The organism is Clostridium massiliamazoniense (assembly GCF_001403635.1).
Lineage (GTDB): Bacteria > Bacillota > Clostridia > Clostridiales > Clostridiaceae > Sarcina > Sarcina massiliamazoniense.
This window is the reverse complement of sequence record NZ_LN879468.1, coordinates 768,949-787,838: the sequence shown is the minus strand read 5'-3', so window position 1 is coordinate 787,838 and position 18,890 is coordinate 768,949. Positions and strand designations below refer to the sequence as shown.

Sequence of the window (18,890 nt, the reverse complement as noted above, 5' to 3'; positions counted from 1 at the left end):
ATGGAAAGTAAAAGAAAATTTCAAGGAAGAACAGTTAAATGTATAAACCCTAAATGTATAACAAATCACGAGAGTTATGCAAAACCAATATTTAAGCACGTAGAAGGGAAAAATGACGTATATTTATGTGAATTTTGCAGTGCAGAAAATAAAGTGAAGTAAAAGGGTGGATTAAGTATGGATTTGTTAATTAAAAATGTTCAAATTATTGATTCAAGTCATAATTTTTATGGTGATGTTTATATAGAAAACGGAAAGATAAAAGACATAGGAAGAGCTTTAGGAACTATAGATAAAATAAGAAATAATTTTGGAAAGGGAGTAGAAATAATAGATGGTAAAGGAATGGTTCTTATGCCAGCTTTTGTAGATACTCATGCACATTTTAGAGATCCGGGATTTACTTATAAGGAAGATATAGAAACAGGTTCAAAGGCTGCTGTAAGAGGAGGATATACCACAGTAACTCTTATGGGGAACACTTATCCAACTGCAAGTAGTAAAGAAATTATAGATAGTATAAGAAAAAAAGGAGAAGAGGTAGGCTTAGTAGATGTTTATCAATGTCCTACTATAACAGAAAATTTAGATGGAAAAACCTTAAGCCATTTAAAAGAATTTGAAGGTTTAGATTATATAAAAGCTATAACAGATGATGGAAAAGGTGTAGATAATTCTAAGGTTATATATGAAGCTATGGAAATAGCTAAGAAAAATAACTGGATTATAATGTCTCATGCTGAAGATAAAAACTTTTCAAAAGTTGATATGAGACTTGCTGAAAATGTAATGACATGGAGAGATATAGAACTTGCAAAGCACACAGGAGCAAGACTTCATATGGCACATGTTAGTACAAGAGAAGCTATGAAATACATTATAGAAGGAAAAAATGATGGAGCTAATATTACTTGTGAAGTAACTCCACACCATATATTTTTAGATGATACTATAAGTAATTATAGAGTTAATCCACCTATTAGAAAAAAGGAAGATGTAGATTTTTTAATAAAAGCTATAAATCTTGGTTATGTAGATTGTATAGGAACAGATCACGCACCACATAGTGATGAAGATAAGAAAAATGGGGCTCCGGGAATGATTGGAATAGAGCTTGCATTCTCAATTTGCTATACAAAGTTAGTTAAAGAAAGAGGAATAAGTTTATCAAAACTTAGTAGCCTAATGAGTGGAAAACCTGCTGAAATACTAGGACTAAATAAAGGGCAGATACAACCAGGATATGATGGGGATGTAGTATTATTAGACTTAAATAAACACTTTATAGTAGACAGAAGAAACTTGAAATCAAAAAGTAAAAATACTCCCTTTGAAGGTAAAGAGCTCAGTGGAGATGTAGTATTAACAGTTAAACAAGGTAAAGTAGTATATAAAGGGGAGTTTTAAAATGGTAATAATAGATAAATTATATGAAAAAGTAAAAGAAAATGGAGTTGTATGTTTAGGTCTTGATACAAGTCTTACTTATATACCAGAAGAATTTAAAGCTAAATTTACTAACAATGAAGATAGATTATTTAATTTTAATAAGAAAATTATAGATGAAACTTTAGATGTTGTAGCTTGTTATAAAGTACAAATAGCTTATTATGAAGCTCTAGGATTAGAAGGATTAAAGGCGTATTCAAGAACTTTAAAGTATATAAAAGAAAAAGGAGCTATAAGTATAGCAGATATAAAAAGAGGAGATATAGCAGCAACAGCAACTATGTACGCTAAGGCTCACTTTGAAGGAGATTTTGAAGCTGATTTTATAACCTTAAGTCCATATATGGGAATGGATAGCATAGAGCCATATTTACCGTACTTAGAGAGTGGTAAAAAGGGAGTGTTCTCATTAGTAAGAACATCTAATAAAGGTGCAGAAGATATAGAATACATTGAAACAACTTCAGGAAAAAGAGTTTACGATATAGTTGGAGAAAAATTGAGAGAAATGGGAGAAGGTATTAAGGGAGAATGTGGATATAGTCCTATAGGTGGAGTAATAGGATGTACCCATGTAGAAGAAGCTATAAAAATAAGAAAAGATTTAAGTTCTATGTTTTTCTTAATACCAGGATATGGAGCACAGGGCGGAAAAGCTGAAGATGTTGCTATGTATTTAAATGATGGTAATGGAGGAGTTGTAAATTCTTCAAGAAAAATATTACTTGCTTATAAGGAGCAAGGGGATGAAGAGAACTTTGCTAAATGTGCTAGAAAAGAAGCTATAAGAATGAGAGATGAAATAGCATTAGCAGTAAATAATTTAAAATAGCAAAGGGGAATATTTATTATGGAATATATTACTAGCAAAATAATTGAAAATATAGAGGTTTCAAAGGGAATTTACTCTATGAAACTTAAACATAAAAAAGGAATAAAGCCAGGGCAATTTTATATGCTTAAAGGAGAAAAAAGCTTTTTAGGAAGACCTATAAGTGTTTGTGAAGTGGACAATGACGTAGTAAGATTCCTTTATGCTGTAGTTGGAAAGGGTACAAATGAATTTTCAAACCTTAAAGAGGGAGAGAATATAAAAATTATAGGACCATTAGGAAATGGATTTTCTTTAGAGCAAGATTACGGAAAAGTAGCTCTAGTTGGCGGTGGCATAGGTGTAGCCCCAATGCTTGAATTAGCAAAAGCTTTAAATAAGGAAAAGAAAAGTAAAATTGATTTCTATGGAGGATTTAGAGATGAAGTTTACTTAGTAAATGAAATTGAAGCTTATGTGGATAAAGCAATTGTAAGTACTAATACAGGTAAGGTAGGATATAAAGGATTTATAACAGAACCTCTTTTAGAGAATATAAAGAACTATGATACAGTGCTGTGTTGTGGACCAGAAGTTATGATGAAGAAGGTAGTAGAAATATGCAAGGAAAACAATGTTAATGTTTATGTTTCTATGGAAAAACACATGGCTTGTGGAGTAGGAGCATGTCTTGTATGTACTTGTAAAACTAAAGAAGGAAATAAGAGAACTTGTAAAGATGGTCCAGTATTTAATGGATTAGATGTTGAGTTTTAGGAGTGAGATTTTATGTTAAAGGTCAATATAAACGGTGTAGATTTTAAAAATCCAGTAATTGCGGCATCAGGGACATTTGGTTTTGGTGCAGAATATAATAACTTTTATGATGTTGGAGTATTAGGTGGAATAAGTTCTAAAGGCTTAACATTAAATGAAAAAGCAGGTAATGATGGTATAAGAATATATGAAACAGCAGAAGGAATAATGAATTCTGTAGGACTTCAAAATCCAGGGGTGGATGCTTTCATAAAAAATGAATTGCCTAGAATGAAGTCATTAGGGACTAATGTAATTGCTAACTTAGGAGGAGGAACTATAGAAGATTATGAAAAAGCTATAGTTAAGTTAAATGATACAGATATAGATATTATAGAATTAAATATATCTTGTCCTAATGTTAAAGCAGGAGGAATGGCCTTCGGAATAAAAGGTGAAGTAGCAAAGGATATTGTTAGCAAAGTTAGAGCATTAACCAATAAAAAACTTATGGTTAAATTATCTCCAAATGCTGAAAATATATGTGATATGGCGGTTAAATGTGTAGAGGGAGGAGCAGATTCCCTTTCACTTGTGAATACTTTCAAAGCTATGGCAGTGGATATAAATAAAAGGGACATAATATTCAATAACAAGTTTGCGGGACTTTCAGGGCCAGCAATAAAGCCTATAGCCCTTAGAATGGTACATGAAGTTTCAAGGGTGGTAGATGTACCAGTTATAGGACTTGGAGGAATAATGACAGCTGAAGATGCTATAGAGTTTATGATGGTAGGAGCTTCAGCAATTCAAATTGGAACAGTGAATTTTCTTAATCCAAGAGCAGGAATCGAAATTATAGAGGGGATGGAAGAATTCTGCAGAAGAGAAGGAATTAAGAATATTAATGAAATTGTAGGGTGCATAAATTAAAAATTAGTTAAAAGTAAAAGTACAGGATTAAATTTTTATATAGTAAAAAAATAAATAAAGTAAAAAATATATATAGATAGTTGGAGGAATTTAATATGGTAGTTGAAACATTAAAAGAAGTAGGAGCATTATTAGAAGGACATTTCTTATTATCATCAGGGAGACATTCAAATAGATATTGTCAATGTGCTAAGCTATTACAACATCCAGATAAAGCAGAAAAGGTTTTAAGTATTGTTAAGGAAAAGCTTGAAAAAGATAATATAGAATGTGACTTAGTTGTTGGACCAGCTATGGGAGGAGTTGTTGTTGCTTATGAGCTTGGAAGACAACTTGGAAAACCAGCAATATTCACTGAAAGAGAAAATGGAGAAATGACTTTAAGAAGAGGATTTACAATCGAAAAAGGTCAAAGAGTTATAATAACTGAAGATGTTGTAACAACTGGTAAAAGCTTTAAGGAAGCAGCAAGAGTAATAGAAAAACAAGGTGGAATAGTTGTAGCTGTAATATGTATAGTTGATAGAACTACATCAAAGGTAACAGATTATCCTATGTATAGTTCAGTTAAACTAGAAATAGAAAGTTATGAACCTGAAAATTGTCCTTTATGTAAAGAAGGAATTCCATATATAAAACCAGGTAGCAGAAATATAAAATAAAAAATATAAAGTAAAAATATTGAGGATGTATCAAATTACAGATACATCCTCAATATTTTTACTTTTATATAGCTATCTCGGCAGATGAAAAAACACATTTATAAAAGCAACATAAATTAAGATGCTGATTTGATACAGTCCTTTTTTTTATTATTATATTACTTTTCATAATATAATTTTTTATTTTAAAAATATAAGTTTTAAAAAAATCTATAAAGTTAAAAAGGAAAAAGTTTAAATTTTCAGAAAAGTAAAAGATAACCAAAAATATGTTATAATTAATAAATCAATAAAATATAAAGAAAATATTAAAATATTAATAAAAAATAATAAATAAGAATTAATTGTTAATAAAAAGTAAGAATTTTGTTCACTATATTTACAATAGATAATTTAAATGATAAAGTGAAATTAAATAATAATTCAAATTAATTAAGAATATTAATTAATTGATAATAATTGACAATTAATTTTATAAATTTTCTTAAATTAAAGGAGGCTTTTAGCTATGTACAAGCAATGGGAAGGTTTTAATACTGGTTCATGGACAGAAGGAATAGACGTAAGAAACTTTATACAAAAAAACTACAAAGAATATACTGGGGACAAAAATTTCTTAGTAGGGACAACTGAAAAAACAGATAAAGTTTGGGAAAAGGCAAAAGCATTAATAGTTGAAGAAATCAAAAAAGGAATAATAGATGTAGCTACAGATAGAGTATCAGGAATTGATAACTATGAAGCTGGATACATTGATAAAGACAATGAAGTTATTGTAGGTCTTCAAACAGATGCACCACTTAAAAGAATTGTAAATCCATATGGTGGAATGAGAATGGTTGAAAGTTCACTAGAAGCATATGGATATGAATTAGATTCAGAAATAAAAGCTCACTTTAATGAATATAGAAAAACTCATAACCAAGGGGTATTTGATGCTTATACAAAGGAAACAAGAGCAGCAAGATCAGCAGGTCTTTTAACAGGACTTCCAGATGCATATGGTAGAGGAAGAATAATAGGTGACTATAGAAGAGTTGCTTTATATGGAATAGATTTCTTAATAGAAGAAAAGAAAAAAGATTTAGATAACTTAAAAGGTGATATGCTAGAAGAGTTAATTAAATCAAGAGAAGAAGTTAGTGAACAAATAAGAGCACTTCAAGCTATTAAATCAATGGGACTTAAGTATGGAGTTGATTTAAGTAATCCAGCTGAAACAGCTAAGGATGCTGTACAAGCTGTATATTTAGGATACTTAGCAGCAATAAAAGAAAATAATGGTGCTGCAATGTCACTTGGAAGAACTTCAACATTCTTAGATATATATATTGAAAGAGATTTAGAAAGAGGTATAATTACTGAAGCTGAAGCTCAAGAAATGATAGATCAATTAATAATCAAGTTAAGACTTGTAAGACATTTAAGAACTCCTGAATATAATGATTTATTTGCTGGAGATCCTACTTGGGTAACTGAGTCAATTGGTGGTATGGGTATAAATGGTAAATCTTTAGTAACTAAGAACTCATTTAGATATCTTCATACATTAATAAACCTTGGACCAGCTCCAGAACCAAACTTAACTGTATTATGGTCAGATAGATTACCAGAAGGATTTAAGAAATTCTGTGCTGAAGTATCAATAAAAACTGATTCAATTCAATATGAAAATGATGAAGTTATGAGACCAATGTACAGCGATGACTATGCTATAGCTTGTTGTGTATCAGCTATGAATGTTGGTAAACAAATGCAATTCTTTGGAGCTAGAGCTAACCTTGCTAAAGCGTTATTATACACTATTAATGGTGGTATAGATGAAAAATCAGGAAAGAAAGTTATTGAAGGTATAGAACCAATAACTGACGAAGTATTAGACTTTAATAAAGTAAAAGAAAACTATATGAAAGTTTTAGATAAAGTAGCTAAAATATATGTTGATACAATGAATGTAATTCACTGTATGCATGATAGATATGCTTATGAAGCTGGACAAATGGCACTTCATGATACAAAGGTAGAAAGATTAATGGCCTTTGGTATAGCTGGTCTTTCAGTTGTAGCTGACTCATTAAGTGCAATTAAATATGCTAAAGTTAAGCCAATAAGAGAAAATGGAATAGCTGTAGATTTTGAAATAGAAGGTGAATTCCCTAAATACGGAAATGATGATGATAGAGTTGATGATTTAGCTGTAGAAGTTGTTACAAGATTCTCAAAAGATCTTAAGAAACATCCATTATACAGAGGTGCTAAGCACACATTATCAATATTAACTATAACTTCAAACGTAGTTTATGGTAAGAAAACAGGATCTACTCCAGATGGAAGAAAAGCTGGAGAAGCATTTGCACCAGGAGCTAACCCAATGCATGGAAGAGATGCAAGTGGAGCCTTAGCAAGTCTTAACTCAGTAGCTAAAATACCATACCATGAAGTTTGTGAAGATGGTGTATCAAATACATTCTCAATTGTTCCAGATGCATTAGGAAAAGATGAAGAAGGAAGAATAACAAACTTAGTAGGATTATTAGATGGTTACTTTGCTCAAGGAGCACACCACCTAAACGTTAATGTATTCAATAGAGAAACATTAATAGATGCTATGGAAAATCCAGAGAAGTATCCAAGCTTAACTATAAGGGTATCTGGATATGCTGTTAACTTTACTAGATTAACTAGAAAGCAACAACAAGAAGTAATAAGTAGAACATTCCACGGAAGTATTTAATATTTTAATTGGATATTATAAAATTAAATATAAAGTGAATAAATAATGTTAGGAGGGTTGTATCAAAAGTTTTGATACAACCCCCTTTTAAATATGGAGGGGAAATTATGGTTAAAGGTAGAATTCATTCAGTTGAAACTATGGGACTTGTAGATGGTCCAGGAATAAGATTTGTTGTATTTACTCAAGGATGTAAATTACGTTGTGCTTATTGTCATAACCCTGATACTTGGGAATGTGGAAAAGGAGAAGAAATTAGTGCTAGTGACCTTGTAGATAAAATAAAAAAGTATAAAAATTATTTTAAAGCTTCAGGTGGGGGAGTAACTTTTTCAGGAGGAGAACCTCTTTTACAACCTGAATTTTTATTAGAATGCCTTAAACTATGCAAAGAAAATAATATACATACTACTTTGGATACAGCAGGGGTTGGTTTTGGAGACTATGATGAAATTTTAAAATATGTTGATTTAGTTATGTTTGATGTGAAGCATATTGAGGAGAAAGATTATAAGGAACTTGTTGGAGGAGATATAAATAAGTCTTTAGAATTTTTAAAGGCTTGTGAAAAAGCAAATACAAAACTTTGGATAAGACAAGTTGTTGTTCCAGGAATAACAGATTCAAAAGAATATTTGATGGATTTAAAAAATAATATAGATAAAATGAAAAATGTAGAAAAAATAGAGCTTTTACCTTATCACGTATTAGGAGTAAATAAATATGAAGGCTTAGGGATGAAATACAGGCTAGAGGGAGTAGAGCCTATGAATAAGGAGCTAGTAAAGGAACTTCAGAAAGAAATTTGGAAGTAAAATCTATGAACTAAAACCTAATTCACATAGTGTTTTAGCTCTAATAATTTCAAGGAAAATCTAATTGCGAAAATAGGAATTTTTAATATATTCCTATTTTCTTTTTTTAAAGGAATTTAGTTTTTATGTAAATTATCAATTAGAGTATTATAGGAAAATTTTCTTAGGAATATATATAATTGTAAAGAAAAATTGTATTTTTATAGATATTATTTTAAATCTTATAGTATGTAAGCAATTGTGGAGGAAAAAATTAATGCAAATTATTGTGAGGGAATTTGTAAATTCTGATATTGAAAGTGCTATTGCTATATGGAATGAAGTGGTTAAAAGTGGAGCTGTATTTCCACAAATAGAAACATTAGATGAAATGACAGGGAGAAAGTTTTTTGAAAATCAATCATATACAGGAATTGCTGTTGAAGAAGAAAGTAATGTTATTGTAGGATTATATATATTACATCCTAATAATATTGGGCAATACAAGTATATATGTAATGTTAATTATGTTATTAAAGGAAATGAGGAGGGGCTGTGTATAGATGAAGCTTTAGTAAAAGATTGCATAGAAAAGGCTAAAGAACTTGGTTTTAAAATATTACAGTTCAATGCAGTAGTCGCTGCAAATGCTCCTGCATTATATTTATATGAAAAACTAGGTTTTACTAAGTTAGGAGTTATACCTAAGGGCTTTTTAATGAAAGATGGAAGTTATCAGGATATAATACCTCATTACCGTACTTTATAGAAGATAGGAGTATTACAGCCTCTAGCTATGAGATAAATGTATTTTTCATCTGCCGAGATAGCTATATAGGTGCAAAATGCTGTGACCATTAAACTAGTACTAGAAGCTCTTTATTTTTGAACAATAGTTTCGTGAAAAAATTTCCATTGTTTGAATAAAGTGAGTTTGGAAATTTTAGAAACTGTTGTAGAAAAAATATTAGAGCTTCTTTACGTAAGTGAGTGGTCACAAGTGATGAACCTATATAGCTAGATAAAAGGCAGAGAGGATGTATCTGCAATTTGATACATCCTCTTATTTCTTTATTCAACTAGTACAGCAGTACCATAAGCAATTATTTCAGCAGCTCCTTGTATTACTGCAGAAGAAGAAAGTTGGAATCCTATAATAGCATTAGCACCAAGGGCCTCAGCGTCTTTTAACATTCTTTCAATAGCTATTTTTCTAGAACTATCTAACATTTCTTTGTAAGCTACCATTTCACCGCCAACTAAATTTTTAAAAGCAGAACCAATATCTCTACCGACATTTCTACATTGGATGGTATTTCCACATACAAGTCCTTTAACTTCTTTGATTTCTTTCCCCGGATAATTTGGTGTAGTTAATATAATCATTTTTTTGTAAAACCCCCTTAGAGTTAGTATATAGAGTATATTCGATTAAATATGAGAAATACCTTTTAAATCTTATTAATAAATTGCAAATTTTTAATTTTATACTATTACTGCAGTACCATAAGCGATTATTTCAGCAGCTCCTTGGATAATGGAAGATGTAGAGAGATTAAAAGAAATAATAGCATTAGCTCCAAGAGCTTCGGCTTCTTTTGACATTCTTTCCATAGCTACTTCTTTAGATTTATCTAACATTTCTTTATAAGCTATCATTTCACCACCAACTAAGTTTTTAAAAGCAGAACCAATATCACGACCAAAGTTTTTACATTGAATTGTACTTCCAGAAACTAAGCCTTTAACTTCTTTAATTTCTTTACCAGGATAATTTGGTGTAGTTAAAATAATCAAAAAAAACACCCCAATATAAAATTTATATACACTAAATTTATATTGGGATAAATTAAATTTATTCTATTTTATTTATAAATGAATAGGTTCTTTTTCAAATTTGGTATTTTATTTAAATGATTTAGTATATAATTTGCTGTTATACCAACGAAGATACCAGTAACTATTCCTGCTAGAGAAAGGAAAGGAAGATACAAAATAACTCCGAAATTTTCAAGAATAAGAGCAGCAGCTAATAATTGTCCAATGTTATGAAAAACAGCTCCAGCTGCGCTAATACCTATAATGGATAAATAATTATTAAAGAATTTTTTTAATAAAACAATTATAATAAAGCTAAGTATTCCACCAGAGGCACTATAAATTAACATGGAAAAGCTACCGCCGAATAAAGTAGATAAAAAGAGTCTTAAAAATAAAACTATAAAAGAATCTCTATATCTAGGTAAGCTATAAATAGAAATCATTATTACTAGATTAGCAAGTCCAAGTTTTGCACCAGGTGTTATAAATGGTACTGGAATCATAGATTCAAAAATTGATAAAATTAAAGCCATAGAAACAAGCAAACTCATATATACTAATTTTGTAGTGTTTTTTTTCATATATACATTAATGTGATAATATTATGTCATCTGTATTATCACTTTCCTCCCCTTTTATTTCTATAACAACCTTATGAGGTAAACAAATTATAGTTTCTCCAACTTTACTTATAGGGCCTTGCTTAATGCAAAGAGAATCTAAACAATCAGCTTCAGAAATAGCAATTGAATTATCCTCTATGGATATTTTATTATTACCATGGATTGTCTTTATTATAAAACTACTAGTACCACTATTAGATGATAAAGGGACATTTTTATACAGTTTACCATCAACTTTTATTTCAGCATAGGTAGAATTATAATTTTTATTTATATGATTTAAAAATAGAAAATAAGGTAAAAAAGATATAAGGATCAATAGTAATATTAATAAAATGTCACACTTCCTTAAAATTTTCATAACAAAATTCTCCAAAAATACAAATTTCGAGATGTTTCTCAGTAATAATTATAATATTTTAGGTAAAATTTGAACATGTATAAAAAATTAATTTTATTATAGAAAAATATTATGCTGTATAACTAAAAAATAGGATAAGAATTAAGAAAAAGACTGTATAATCCAATTATGAGAAGAAATATAATGCTTTTTATTGAAAGGGGAAAATTTATGAAAAAGAAATTAATAGCTACAGTATGTGCATCACTAATGGCATTTTCATTAGTATCTTGTGGGGGAGAGAAAAAAGAAGCTGAACAACCAACTAGTAAGCCTGCTGAAGAGCAAGAAGCAAAATTAAAAGAAGGAACTTATGAAGCTGAAACTAAAAATGCTGATGATAGAGGAAATAAGGCTAAAATAGTAGTTAAAGTTGATAGTGAAGGAAAAATAACAAACGTTGATTACAATGAATTCAATGCAGAAAAGAAAGAAAATAAAAGAGATAATGAAGAATATAATAAGTCTATGAAAGAAAAAGTTGGTACAAGCCCAGCAGAATTTGAACAAACTTTAGAAAAGCAAATTGTTGAGAAGCAAAGCGCTGAAATAGATGGTGTTACAAATGCTACAAGCTCAAGTACTTTAGCTAAAAAATTAGCTGCTGAAGCAATAAATAACGCTAAAGAAGGTAAAACTGATATAGCTTTAGTTGAATAAGAATTTAAATAGATTCTAAAATTTAAGTAGAATAAAAAGAGTTGCGAAAGCGACTCTTTTTTTGGTAAAAAGAATAAAAAAATTGTTAATAAATGAAGAAATTCATAGAAAGTCAATAAAATTATTATATAATCATCTTGGATAAATTTTGATTTAAAGTTTAATAAAGGAGAAATGATGAATAAAAAAGCAAAAATACTAAGTGTTTTAATTTTGCCTCTTTTCCTTTTAACTCTTATTGGTGGGTGTAGTAAAAAAGAGGACTCAAAAAAAGATAATACTTTATCAAAAACGGAGTTGGTTATGGGAACTGTGGTAAAAGTGAGTATTTATGATAATAATGATGAGAAGATTATGAATGAAGTTTTTAAGCGAATTAGGGAGATAGAAGATTTAGTAAGTATAAATAAAACAGAAACAGAACTTGATGAAATAAATGATAATGCAGGGATAAAGCCAGTTAAGGTTAGTGATGAAAGCTTTGAAATTATTGAAAAAGCTTTAGATTATTCTAAAAAGTCTAAGGGGGGTTATGATTTAACTATCGGGCCACTTGTGAAATTATGGAGTATAGGACTACCAGAAGCTAAGGTTCCTTCAGATAATGAAATAAAGGAGGCAGTGGAAAAAATAGATTATAATAAGGTTAAATTAAATAAGGAAAGTAAAGAAGTTTATTTAGAAGAAAAAGGAATGAAGCTAGATTTAGGGAGCATAGCTAAAGGTTATACTGCTGATGAAGTAGTAAAAATATTAAAAAGTAAAAAGGTTAATAAAGCTATAATTGATTTAGGTGGAAATATCTATGCTTTAGGAGAAAAAGAAGAAAACAAGCCTTGGAAAATAGGGGTTCAAAATCCTTTTGAAGATAGAGGGGATGTTGTAGGGACTATAGACATAAAGGATAAATCAGTAGTAACAAGTGGAATTTATGAAAGATACATAGAACAGGATGGTAAAAAATATCATCATATTTTAAATCCTAAAACAGGATATCCATATGAAAGTGAAATAGCTGGAGTTACTTTAATAACAGATAAATCTATAGATGGTGATGCACTTTCAACCTTAATATTTACAAAGGGCATAGAGGAAGGTCTTGAATTTTTAAAAGAGCTTAAGGATGTGGAAGCCATATTCATAAGTAAGGAAAAGAAAGTTTATCTAACTGAAGGAATAAAAGATAATTTTAAAATTATTAATACAGATTTTGTTTTAGCTAATTAATTTTAAAGGGGATAGAATAGATTGAATATAGAAAGTTTAAGATATTTTTCAGAAGTAGCTATGTTAAAAAGTATATCTAAAGTAGCAGATAAATCACATATTTCTCAGCCTGCTTTAAGCAATCAACTTTCAAAGTTAGAGCTAGAATTAGGAGTTAAGTTATTTGAAAGAAGTAACAAAGGGGTTAATTTAACTGAATATGGTGAAATGTTATTTAGGTTTTCAAAGGATATATTAAATTATCATGGAAACTTAATAGAAGAAATAGAAAGTAAGAAAAATAAAAATAAAGAAATAAAAATTGCCATTACAAATTCAGAATTAAACATGATTTTTGCTAAGCACTGTGCAAAAATTTCAAAGGTATTTGAAGATTACAATATAAATATAGATAGTAGTTGTAAAAAAAATGAACAAGCATATTTAATAAATAATAACTTTGATGTAATAATAAGGAAAAATCTTATAAATGATAAGGATTTACATTCAAAGATTCTAGGAAGTGATAAGTTTATAATAGTTTCTAGAAAAAATATAAATAAAAATAAAATAAAAGATTATCCTGTGGTTCTTTATGATGATGAGCAAATTACAGAAAGTATAATTAATAAAGGGATTTTTAAAAATATAAAATTAAAAACTAATTCATTTAATATTATAAAAGCCTATTTAAAAGAACAAGATGTAATAGCTTTTTTACCAAAACTAATAATAGAGAAAGAACTTATAGACGGAGAACTTATAGAAGTGGATTATGATGATTTTGATTTTACATATGATTTTTATATAAGTTATAAAAAGGATATAGATATAAACATTAAAAATAAAATAAAAAAATTAATAGAAATTATAGAAGTAAAGTTTAATTATGATTTATAGTTAGAAAATATAAATACCAAAACTCAACATATTATTATAGTGAATAAAATTTTTTTTTTGGTATAATAGATTAAGTAAGTTGCAAAATATATTATTTTGCGTAACAGGTCAAGGTCAAATGAGAAAAGGAGATTATTATGAGTTTTTGGTGCGAAGTTTATGTAGATAGAATAAAACATAATATAAACAAAGTTAAAGAATTGTCAGGAAATAAAAAAGTAATTGGTGTAATAAAAGCAAATGCTTATGGACTTGGAAGAGATAATATAGCTAATTTTATAAAAGATGATGTAGATATTTTAGCTGTAGGAGAACTAAAAGATGCTGAAAGTGTAAGCAATATAGGAAAGGACGTACTATTATTATCACCTTTATCACAGGGAGAAGTTTTTAAAAGCCCAAAGGAAAATATAATTTTAACTTTAGATAATGAAGAGGCTCTTAATTATATAAATAAGGAAAAACAATATAGAGTTCACATATATGTAGATACAGGTATGAATAGAATGGGGATAAAACCTCAAAAGCTTGATGGATTTATTGAAAAGTTAGAAAAAGAATATAGTAATGTAAAAATAGAAGGTATATATACTCACCTGCATAAATGTCATGATGTAGAATATACTTTAACACAAATAAAGTTATTTAGAAAATTCACAGAAAAATATAAAGGAAAAGTAGAATATCTACATTGTTTAGCTTCAAGTGGTATATTAAATTCAAAATTAAGAGAAGCAGCAAGATTTACTACAGCAGTAAGAGCTGGAAACATCATGTATGGTTATATAGGATTAAATAATGGATTTAAGAAAGCTTATGATTATTATGCTAAGGTAGATAGTATATATAAGGTGAAGGCTGGAGAAACTATTGGATATGGAGCTTTATATAAAGCTAAAAGTGATATGACCATAGGAATAATACCAGTAGGAAATGTTCACGGGTTAGGTATTTCAAGAGAAATAAGAAAAGGATTCTTTTATGATGTAATAAGAGCAGCAGTAAGAGCATTTAAAGAAAGACCTATTATTTTTAATAATGGAAGACCTATAGAAATAGTAGGAAAACCTAACATGAATGTTACAATAATAAACTTTACAGGATGCAATAGAGATGATAAATTCAAGCTAGAAATGTCACCTATTGTATCAGATGGATTAAATGAATACAAATATATAACAAATGAAAAATAATTAATTTTAAGAAGTAAAATTTCCATATATAATAAAAATGTTTTAATAAATTTTTAAAATACTATAAAGATATTTAATTATATTTACTTGAAAAAATCTTTATCATATAATAATTTAGAAACAATTTTTTTAGTGAGGAATGTCTATGGATTTAGAAAACATTAACAAAGGCGATGGGGATGAGTTAATAGTAAACTTTAGAAAAGCAAAAAAACTTTATAAAAAGTTTTTAGAAGAAAGTACTTCACAATATGGATTATCACAAAATGAAATAGAAATATTAATGTTTTTAAAAAAAAATAGCCAATATAATACTGCAAAAAATATAGTTGAATACTCAGGAATTTCAAAAGGGATGATATCTAGAACTTTAGATGGTCTTATAAATAAAGGAATAATAAGATTAGAAAAAGATAAGAAAGATAAACGAGTAGTAAGACTAAAAATTGTAGAAGATTCTAAAGAATTAATAGAGAGCTTAGAACAAGCTAGTGGCGAATTTCTACATATAATCTTTAAAGGTATACCAAAAGAAAATATAAGGATTTTAGAAGAGTCATTAGCGATTATGCTTGAAAATTTAAATTCATTTCAATAAAAGGGAGTAAATCAAAATCTTATTATTTTGATTTGCCCCTTTTTTATTATTACTAGGATAAATTTTTTCACATATAGAAATAATAAAATGAGACTTAATTTAGAAGATAAGTTTAAATTTTTATATTATTAAAATTAAGAAATTATTGAATTTTTAAGATAAGTCTAATTAGTAAATTAGAGAGGTTGTGAAAAAATGAAATTCTTAAATATAATGCTAATATTCATACCTATAAGTATAATTGCAGAAATAATGCATTTATCACCTATTTGGATATTTATATTATCAGCATTAGCCATAATTCCATTAGCTGCTTATATAGGGAAGTCAACAGAAGCTATTGCAGTTTATACAGGAGATAGAGTAGGAGGTCTTTTAAATGCTACTTTAGGAAATGCCACAGAATTAATTATTTCTATTTTAGCTATAAAAGAGGGGCTTTTTGCAGTAGTAAAGGCATCTATAGCTGGTTCTGTTTTAGGAAATATATTATTAGTTCTAGGAGCAAGTATGTTAGCTGGAGGAATAAAGTTTAGTACTCAGAAATTTAATAAAAAAGCTATAGAAGTTACATCTACTATGCTTTTATTTTCTATAATAGCTATAACAGTTCCTGCATTTTTTGAAGAGTTACCTTCAAAGAACCTTTTGGTAAATACTGAAAAAATAAGTGTAGTAATATCTATAATTTTATTTTTGATTTACATAGCAACTATTGTATTTTCAATGATAACTCATAAGGATCTTTATGTAGAAGAAAGCGTAGCAGAAGAGATAGAAGAAATAGAAGAGGGAAAAAAACAATGGTCATTATGGCTTGCATTACTTGTTCTTATAATGGTAACTATATTTATAGCTGTAGAAAGTGAAATATTAGTTAGTGCTGTAGAGCCAATGACTAAAATTATAGGAATTAGTGAAAGTTTTGTAGGACTTATTTTAATACCTATAGTAGGTAATGCGGCAGAACATAGTACAGCAGTTATAATGGCACTTAAAGATAAAATGAATGTATCTATGGAAATTGCTGTTGGATCTAGTTTACAAATAATATTATTTGTTACACCTATATTAGTTTTCGTAAGTTTATTCTTTAAGCCTATGAGTATAATTTTTGATAATTTTGAACTTATAGCTCTTATTTCGGCAGTAATTATTGCCAATAAGGTATCTATTGATGGAGAATCAAATTGGTTAGAGGGTTTAGTGCTAATTGGAATATACTTTATTTTAGCTGTAATGTTTTTCTTCTTCTAACACAATTAAATTTTATGATTTTAGACATATAACAAAGGAAAAATATATATTTAAAATAAAAAAATTATGATAATATATAAATATATAATAAATTTGTCAAAAGAGGTAGAGTGATGAAAATAGATAATTCAGTTATAGATAGCTTATTTGAAGAATCTCTTTCTGATGAGAATACAGAAGTTAATGAAATGATAGATGAGGTTTTTGGTAGTAGCAATAATAAAAAATCTATAAGAATAGAAGTAATAGCTCCTAATAAAATTAAAGGAGATAATATTTTTGAAGAGGATAGTGAAGAAGAAAGCAGAGAAAAAATAGAACAAATGCTTAAAGAGGCTATAGGAAGTGTTGCTGTAGACAAGGTTTTAGGTGATATAGAAACAGAAGAAAAGTTTTCAGATTACATAGACGATTCTATATATATGAGAAATCAAGATGTAAACTTAACTGGCATAGAAAGTGCTTTAATAAGAGGATGTAGAATAGAAAAGAGATTAAATTCATATAGAAGTAGATCAGAAGAGTGTAAAAAAGAATGTGAAAAGCTTATGGAATATGAATTCTTCCAAAGTTTAGCTAAGGTTATGGATGAAGAAAAAGAGATAGATTTATTTGATGAAAATAAAAAAATTCCTTATACAGTTACAGAGGAAGAATATTTAATTATAAAAGATAATATAGAAAATTTCTTTAAGGAGAGATTAAAGGAATTAAGAAAAGATGCCTTAATAAAAGAAGAAAAGTCTTATATAATAGTAGGAGAAACAGAAGAAGGGGAAGAGCGAATAGTAGGTTTTATAGATGACATAATTAAAGCTCAGGAAGTATTTGGGGATTCAAATTTAGATAATAAAAGCTTATCTTTAGCTATTATAGAATATTTAGAAGAAGATACAAGTAAAATAATACTAGATTACGAAATTTTAGATATAATTAAATAAAATTGAAATCAGAGGTAGCATTTAGCTATCTCTGATTTTTTTAGTCTAATAATTCTTTCAAATTATCTATAAGTAAAATATTGTGTTCTGGTTTAAGTATACAAACCCTAAAGAAATAATCAGATAGAGTAGGGAATGAAGAACAGTTTCTAATTATTAAACCTTTAGATAAAAGTTTATTATAAAGTTCTGTAGAACTTATACTTTGATCCTTTATTTCACAAAGAATAAAATTACCATAGCTATTAAAAACTTTAAGGGAATTAAACTTTCTTAGATTAGTAAGTAAAAATTCACGTTCTTTTTCTAATTTTGCATAGGTATCTTTTATATATTCAACATCTTTAAACATAATTTCACCCATTATTGAAGCAAAGATATTTATGTTCCAAAGGTCAATATTTTTAGAAATAGCATCCTTTAAATCTTTTTGAGAACTAAGAGCATAGCCAAGTCTTATTCCTGGAGTGGAAAAAAATTTAGAAGTACCTCTTATAACAAAAAGTTTTTCATATTTATCTGTTAATTTTGAAGATGAAAATATATTTAAGTCTGTAAATTCAATATAAGTTTCATCTATCATAATAAAGCTATTAGTATTCTTTAAAATTTCTTCTATTTGAAGAGCTGTAAAAGCAAATCCAGTTGGATTATTAGGATTACAGATTATTACTAAATCATAAGCTGATTGATTAATAGAGCTTATTAATTCTTCTACATTTATTACAAATTCATTTTCTTTTTTTGCAAAAAATTTTTCTGTTATACAATTATTTTTATTTAATTCTTTTTCGTATTCAGAATAGGATGGGCTTAAAAGTAAAGCTTTTTTAGGTGATATAGTTTTTATAAATGAAGATATAAGTTCTGTTGCACCACTACCTAAGATTATATTATCACTATTGCATTGGCAATAAGATGAAATTGATGACTTTAATTCTTTATATTCTGGGTCAGGGTACATAGAAACCATATGAATATTTTCTTTCAAGCCTTCTTGGGCCTTCTTTGAGGCACCAAAAGGATTAATATTAGAACTAAAATCTAATAAGGAATCCTTAGAAAGACCTAAATTTTTACTTAAATCAAATATATTAGCTCCATGGTTTACTGTCATAGAAATCACTCCTTATACATAATTTTATCTGATGA

21 protein-coding genes are annotated in these 18,890 nt (G+C 28.1%); 16 read left to right on the top strand and 5 right to left on the bottom strand.

Annotation, left to right across the window (positions count from 1 at the left end; translation table 11 throughout):
* From ARA19_RS17195 to ARA19_RS10580, 9 genes are all read left to right on the top strand, one after another.
* Positions 1-162, top strand: coding sequence for a hypothetical protein (locus tag ARA19_RS17195; protein ID WP_084764455.1), 162 nt, complete (start codon positions 1-3; stop codon positions 160-162).
* 15 nt (positions 163-177) lie between these two features.
* Positions 178-1,407, top strand: coding sequence for a dihydroorotase (locus ARA19_RS10615; RefSeq protein ID WP_055070942.1), 1,230 nt, complete (start codon positions 178-180; stop codon positions 1,405-1,407).
* Position 1,408: 1 nt separating this feature from the next.
* Positions 1,409-2,281 carry an orotidine-5'-phosphate decarboxylase gene (gene pyrF, locus ARA19_RS10610; protein ID WP_055070941.1) on the top strand — a complete coding sequence of 291 codons (873 nt, stop codon included), beginning with the start codon at positions 1,409-1,411 and terminating at the stop codon, positions 2,279-2,281.
* 18 nt (positions 2,282-2,299) lie between these two features.
* A complete protein-coding gene (locus ARA19_RS10605; protein WP_055070940.1) occupies positions 2,300-3,037 on the top strand; it encodes a dihydroorotate dehydrogenase electron transfer subunit in 738 nt (245 codons plus the stop codon).
* 12 nt (positions 3,038-3,049) lie between these two features.
* Positions 3,050-3,949: a dihydroorotate dehydrogenase gene (locus ARA19_RS10600; protein WP_055070939.1), complete on the top strand. Its 900-nt coding sequence runs from the start codon at positions 3,050-3,052 to the stop codon at positions 3,947-3,949.
* Positions 3,950-4,044: 95 nt separating this feature from the next.
* Positions 4,045-4,611 carry an orotate phosphoribosyltransferase gene (gene pyrE, locus ARA19_RS10595; protein ID WP_423230606.1) on the top strand — a complete coding sequence of 189 codons (567 nt, stop codon included), beginning with the start codon at positions 4,045-4,047 and terminating at the stop codon, positions 4,609-4,611.
* 508 nt (positions 4,612-5,119) lie between these two features.
* Entirely contained in the window at positions 5,120-7,345 is a 2,226-nt protein-coding gene (gene pflB / locus ARA19_RS10590) for a formate C-acetyltransferase (RefSeq protein WP_055070937.1), read from the top strand.
* Positions 7,346-7,452: 107 nt separating this feature from the next.
* Positions 7,453-8,160 carry a pyruvate formate-lyase-activating protein gene (gene pflA, locus ARA19_RS10585; protein ID WP_055070936.1) on the top strand — a complete coding sequence of 236 codons (708 nt, stop codon included), beginning with the start codon at positions 7,453-7,455 and terminating at the stop codon, positions 8,158-8,160.
* Between the two features lie 256 nt (positions 8,161-8,416).
* Positions 8,417-8,908 carry a GNAT family N-acetyltransferase gene (locus ARA19_RS10580; RefSeq protein WP_055070935.1) on the top strand — a complete coding sequence of 164 codons (492 nt, stop codon included), beginning with the start codon at positions 8,417-8,419 and terminating at the stop codon, positions 8,906-8,908.
* Positions 8,909-9,210: 302 nt separating this feature from the next.
* Here the strand turns inward: ARA19_RS10580 and ARA19_RS10575 are convergent, their stop codons facing one another.
* The 4 genes from ARA19_RS10575 to ARA19_RS10560 all read right to left on the bottom strand — a co-directional run bounded on the left by ARA19_RS10575 (position 9,211) and on the right by ARA19_RS10560 (position 10,944).
* Positions 9,211-9,525, bottom strand: a complete 315-nt coding sequence (locus ARA19_RS10575) for a YbjQ family protein (protein WP_055070934.1) — start codon at positions 9,523-9,525, stop codon at positions 9,211-9,213.
* Positions 9,526-9,624: 99 nt separating this feature from the next.
* Positions 9,625-9,936, bottom strand: a complete 312-nt coding sequence (locus ARA19_RS10570; RefSeq protein ID WP_055070933.1) for a YbjQ family protein — start codon at positions 9,934-9,936, stop codon at positions 9,625-9,627.
* Positions 9,937-10,004: 68 nt separating this feature from the next.
* Entirely contained in the window at positions 10,005-10,541 is a 537-nt protein-coding gene (locus tag ARA19_RS10565) for a Gx transporter family protein (protein ID WP_055070932.1), read from the bottom strand.
* 7 nt (positions 10,542-10,548) lie between these two features.
* Complete coding sequence (locus ARA19_RS10560) at positions 10,549-10,944, bottom strand: NusG domain II-containing protein (protein WP_084764452.1); 396 nt, start codon at positions 10,942-10,944, stop codon at positions 10,549-10,551.
* A 210-nt stretch (positions 10,945-11,154) separates the two neighbouring features.
* Here ARA19_RS10560 and ARA19_RS10555 point away from each other — a divergent pair, with 210 nt between their 5' ends.
* The 7 genes from ARA19_RS10555 (at position 11,155) to ARA19_RS10525 (ending at position 17,738) form a co-directional block, all read left to right on the top strand.
* Entirely contained in the window at positions 11,155-11,643 is a 489-nt protein-coding gene (locus ARA19_RS10555; protein ID WP_055070931.1) for an FMN-binding protein, read from the top strand.
* A 177-nt stretch (positions 11,644-11,820) separates the two neighbouring features.
* A complete protein-coding gene (locus ARA19_RS10550) occupies positions 11,821-12,870 on the top strand; it encodes an FAD:protein FMN transferase (protein ID WP_084764445.1) in 1,050 nt (349 codons plus the stop codon).
* A 21-nt stretch (positions 12,871-12,891) separates the two neighbouring features.
* Positions 12,892-13,749, top strand: coding sequence for a LysR family transcriptional regulator (locus ARA19_RS10545; RefSeq protein WP_055070929.1), 858 nt, complete (start codon positions 12,892-12,894; stop codon positions 13,747-13,749).
* A gap of 137 nt (positions 13,750-13,886) precedes the next feature.
* Positions 13,887-14,942, top strand: a complete 1,056-nt coding sequence (gene alr / locus ARA19_RS10540) for an alanine racemase (RefSeq protein ID WP_055070928.1) — start codon at positions 13,887-13,889, stop codon at positions 14,940-14,942.
* 145 nt (positions 14,943-15,087) lie between these two features.
* Entirely contained in the window at positions 15,088-15,540 is a 453-nt protein-coding gene (locus ARA19_RS10535; RefSeq protein WP_055070927.1) for a MarR family winged helix-turn-helix transcriptional regulator, read from the top strand.
* A 195-nt stretch (positions 15,541-15,735) separates the two neighbouring features.
* Positions 15,736-16,797, top strand: a complete 1,062-nt coding sequence (gene cax, locus ARA19_RS10530) for a calcium/proton exchanger (RefSeq protein ID WP_055070926.1) — start codon at positions 15,736-15,738, stop codon at positions 16,795-16,797.
* Between the two features lie 113 nt (positions 16,798-16,910).
* Positions 16,911-17,738: a hypothetical protein gene (locus ARA19_RS10525; protein WP_055070925.1), complete on the top strand. Its 828-nt coding sequence runs from the start codon at positions 16,911-16,913 to the stop codon at positions 17,736-17,738.
* Positions 17,739-17,778: 40 nt separating this feature from the next.
* On the opposite strand, the gene ARA19_RS10520 is transcribed toward ARA19_RS10525, so the two are convergent.
* Positions 17,779-18,855 (bottom strand): pyridoxal phosphate-dependent aminotransferase, encoded by a 1,077-nt coding sequence (locus ARA19_RS10520; protein ID WP_055070924.1) that lies wholly within the window; start codon positions 18,853-18,855, stop codon positions 17,779-17,781.
* Positions 18,856-18,890: the final 35 nt, after the last annotated feature.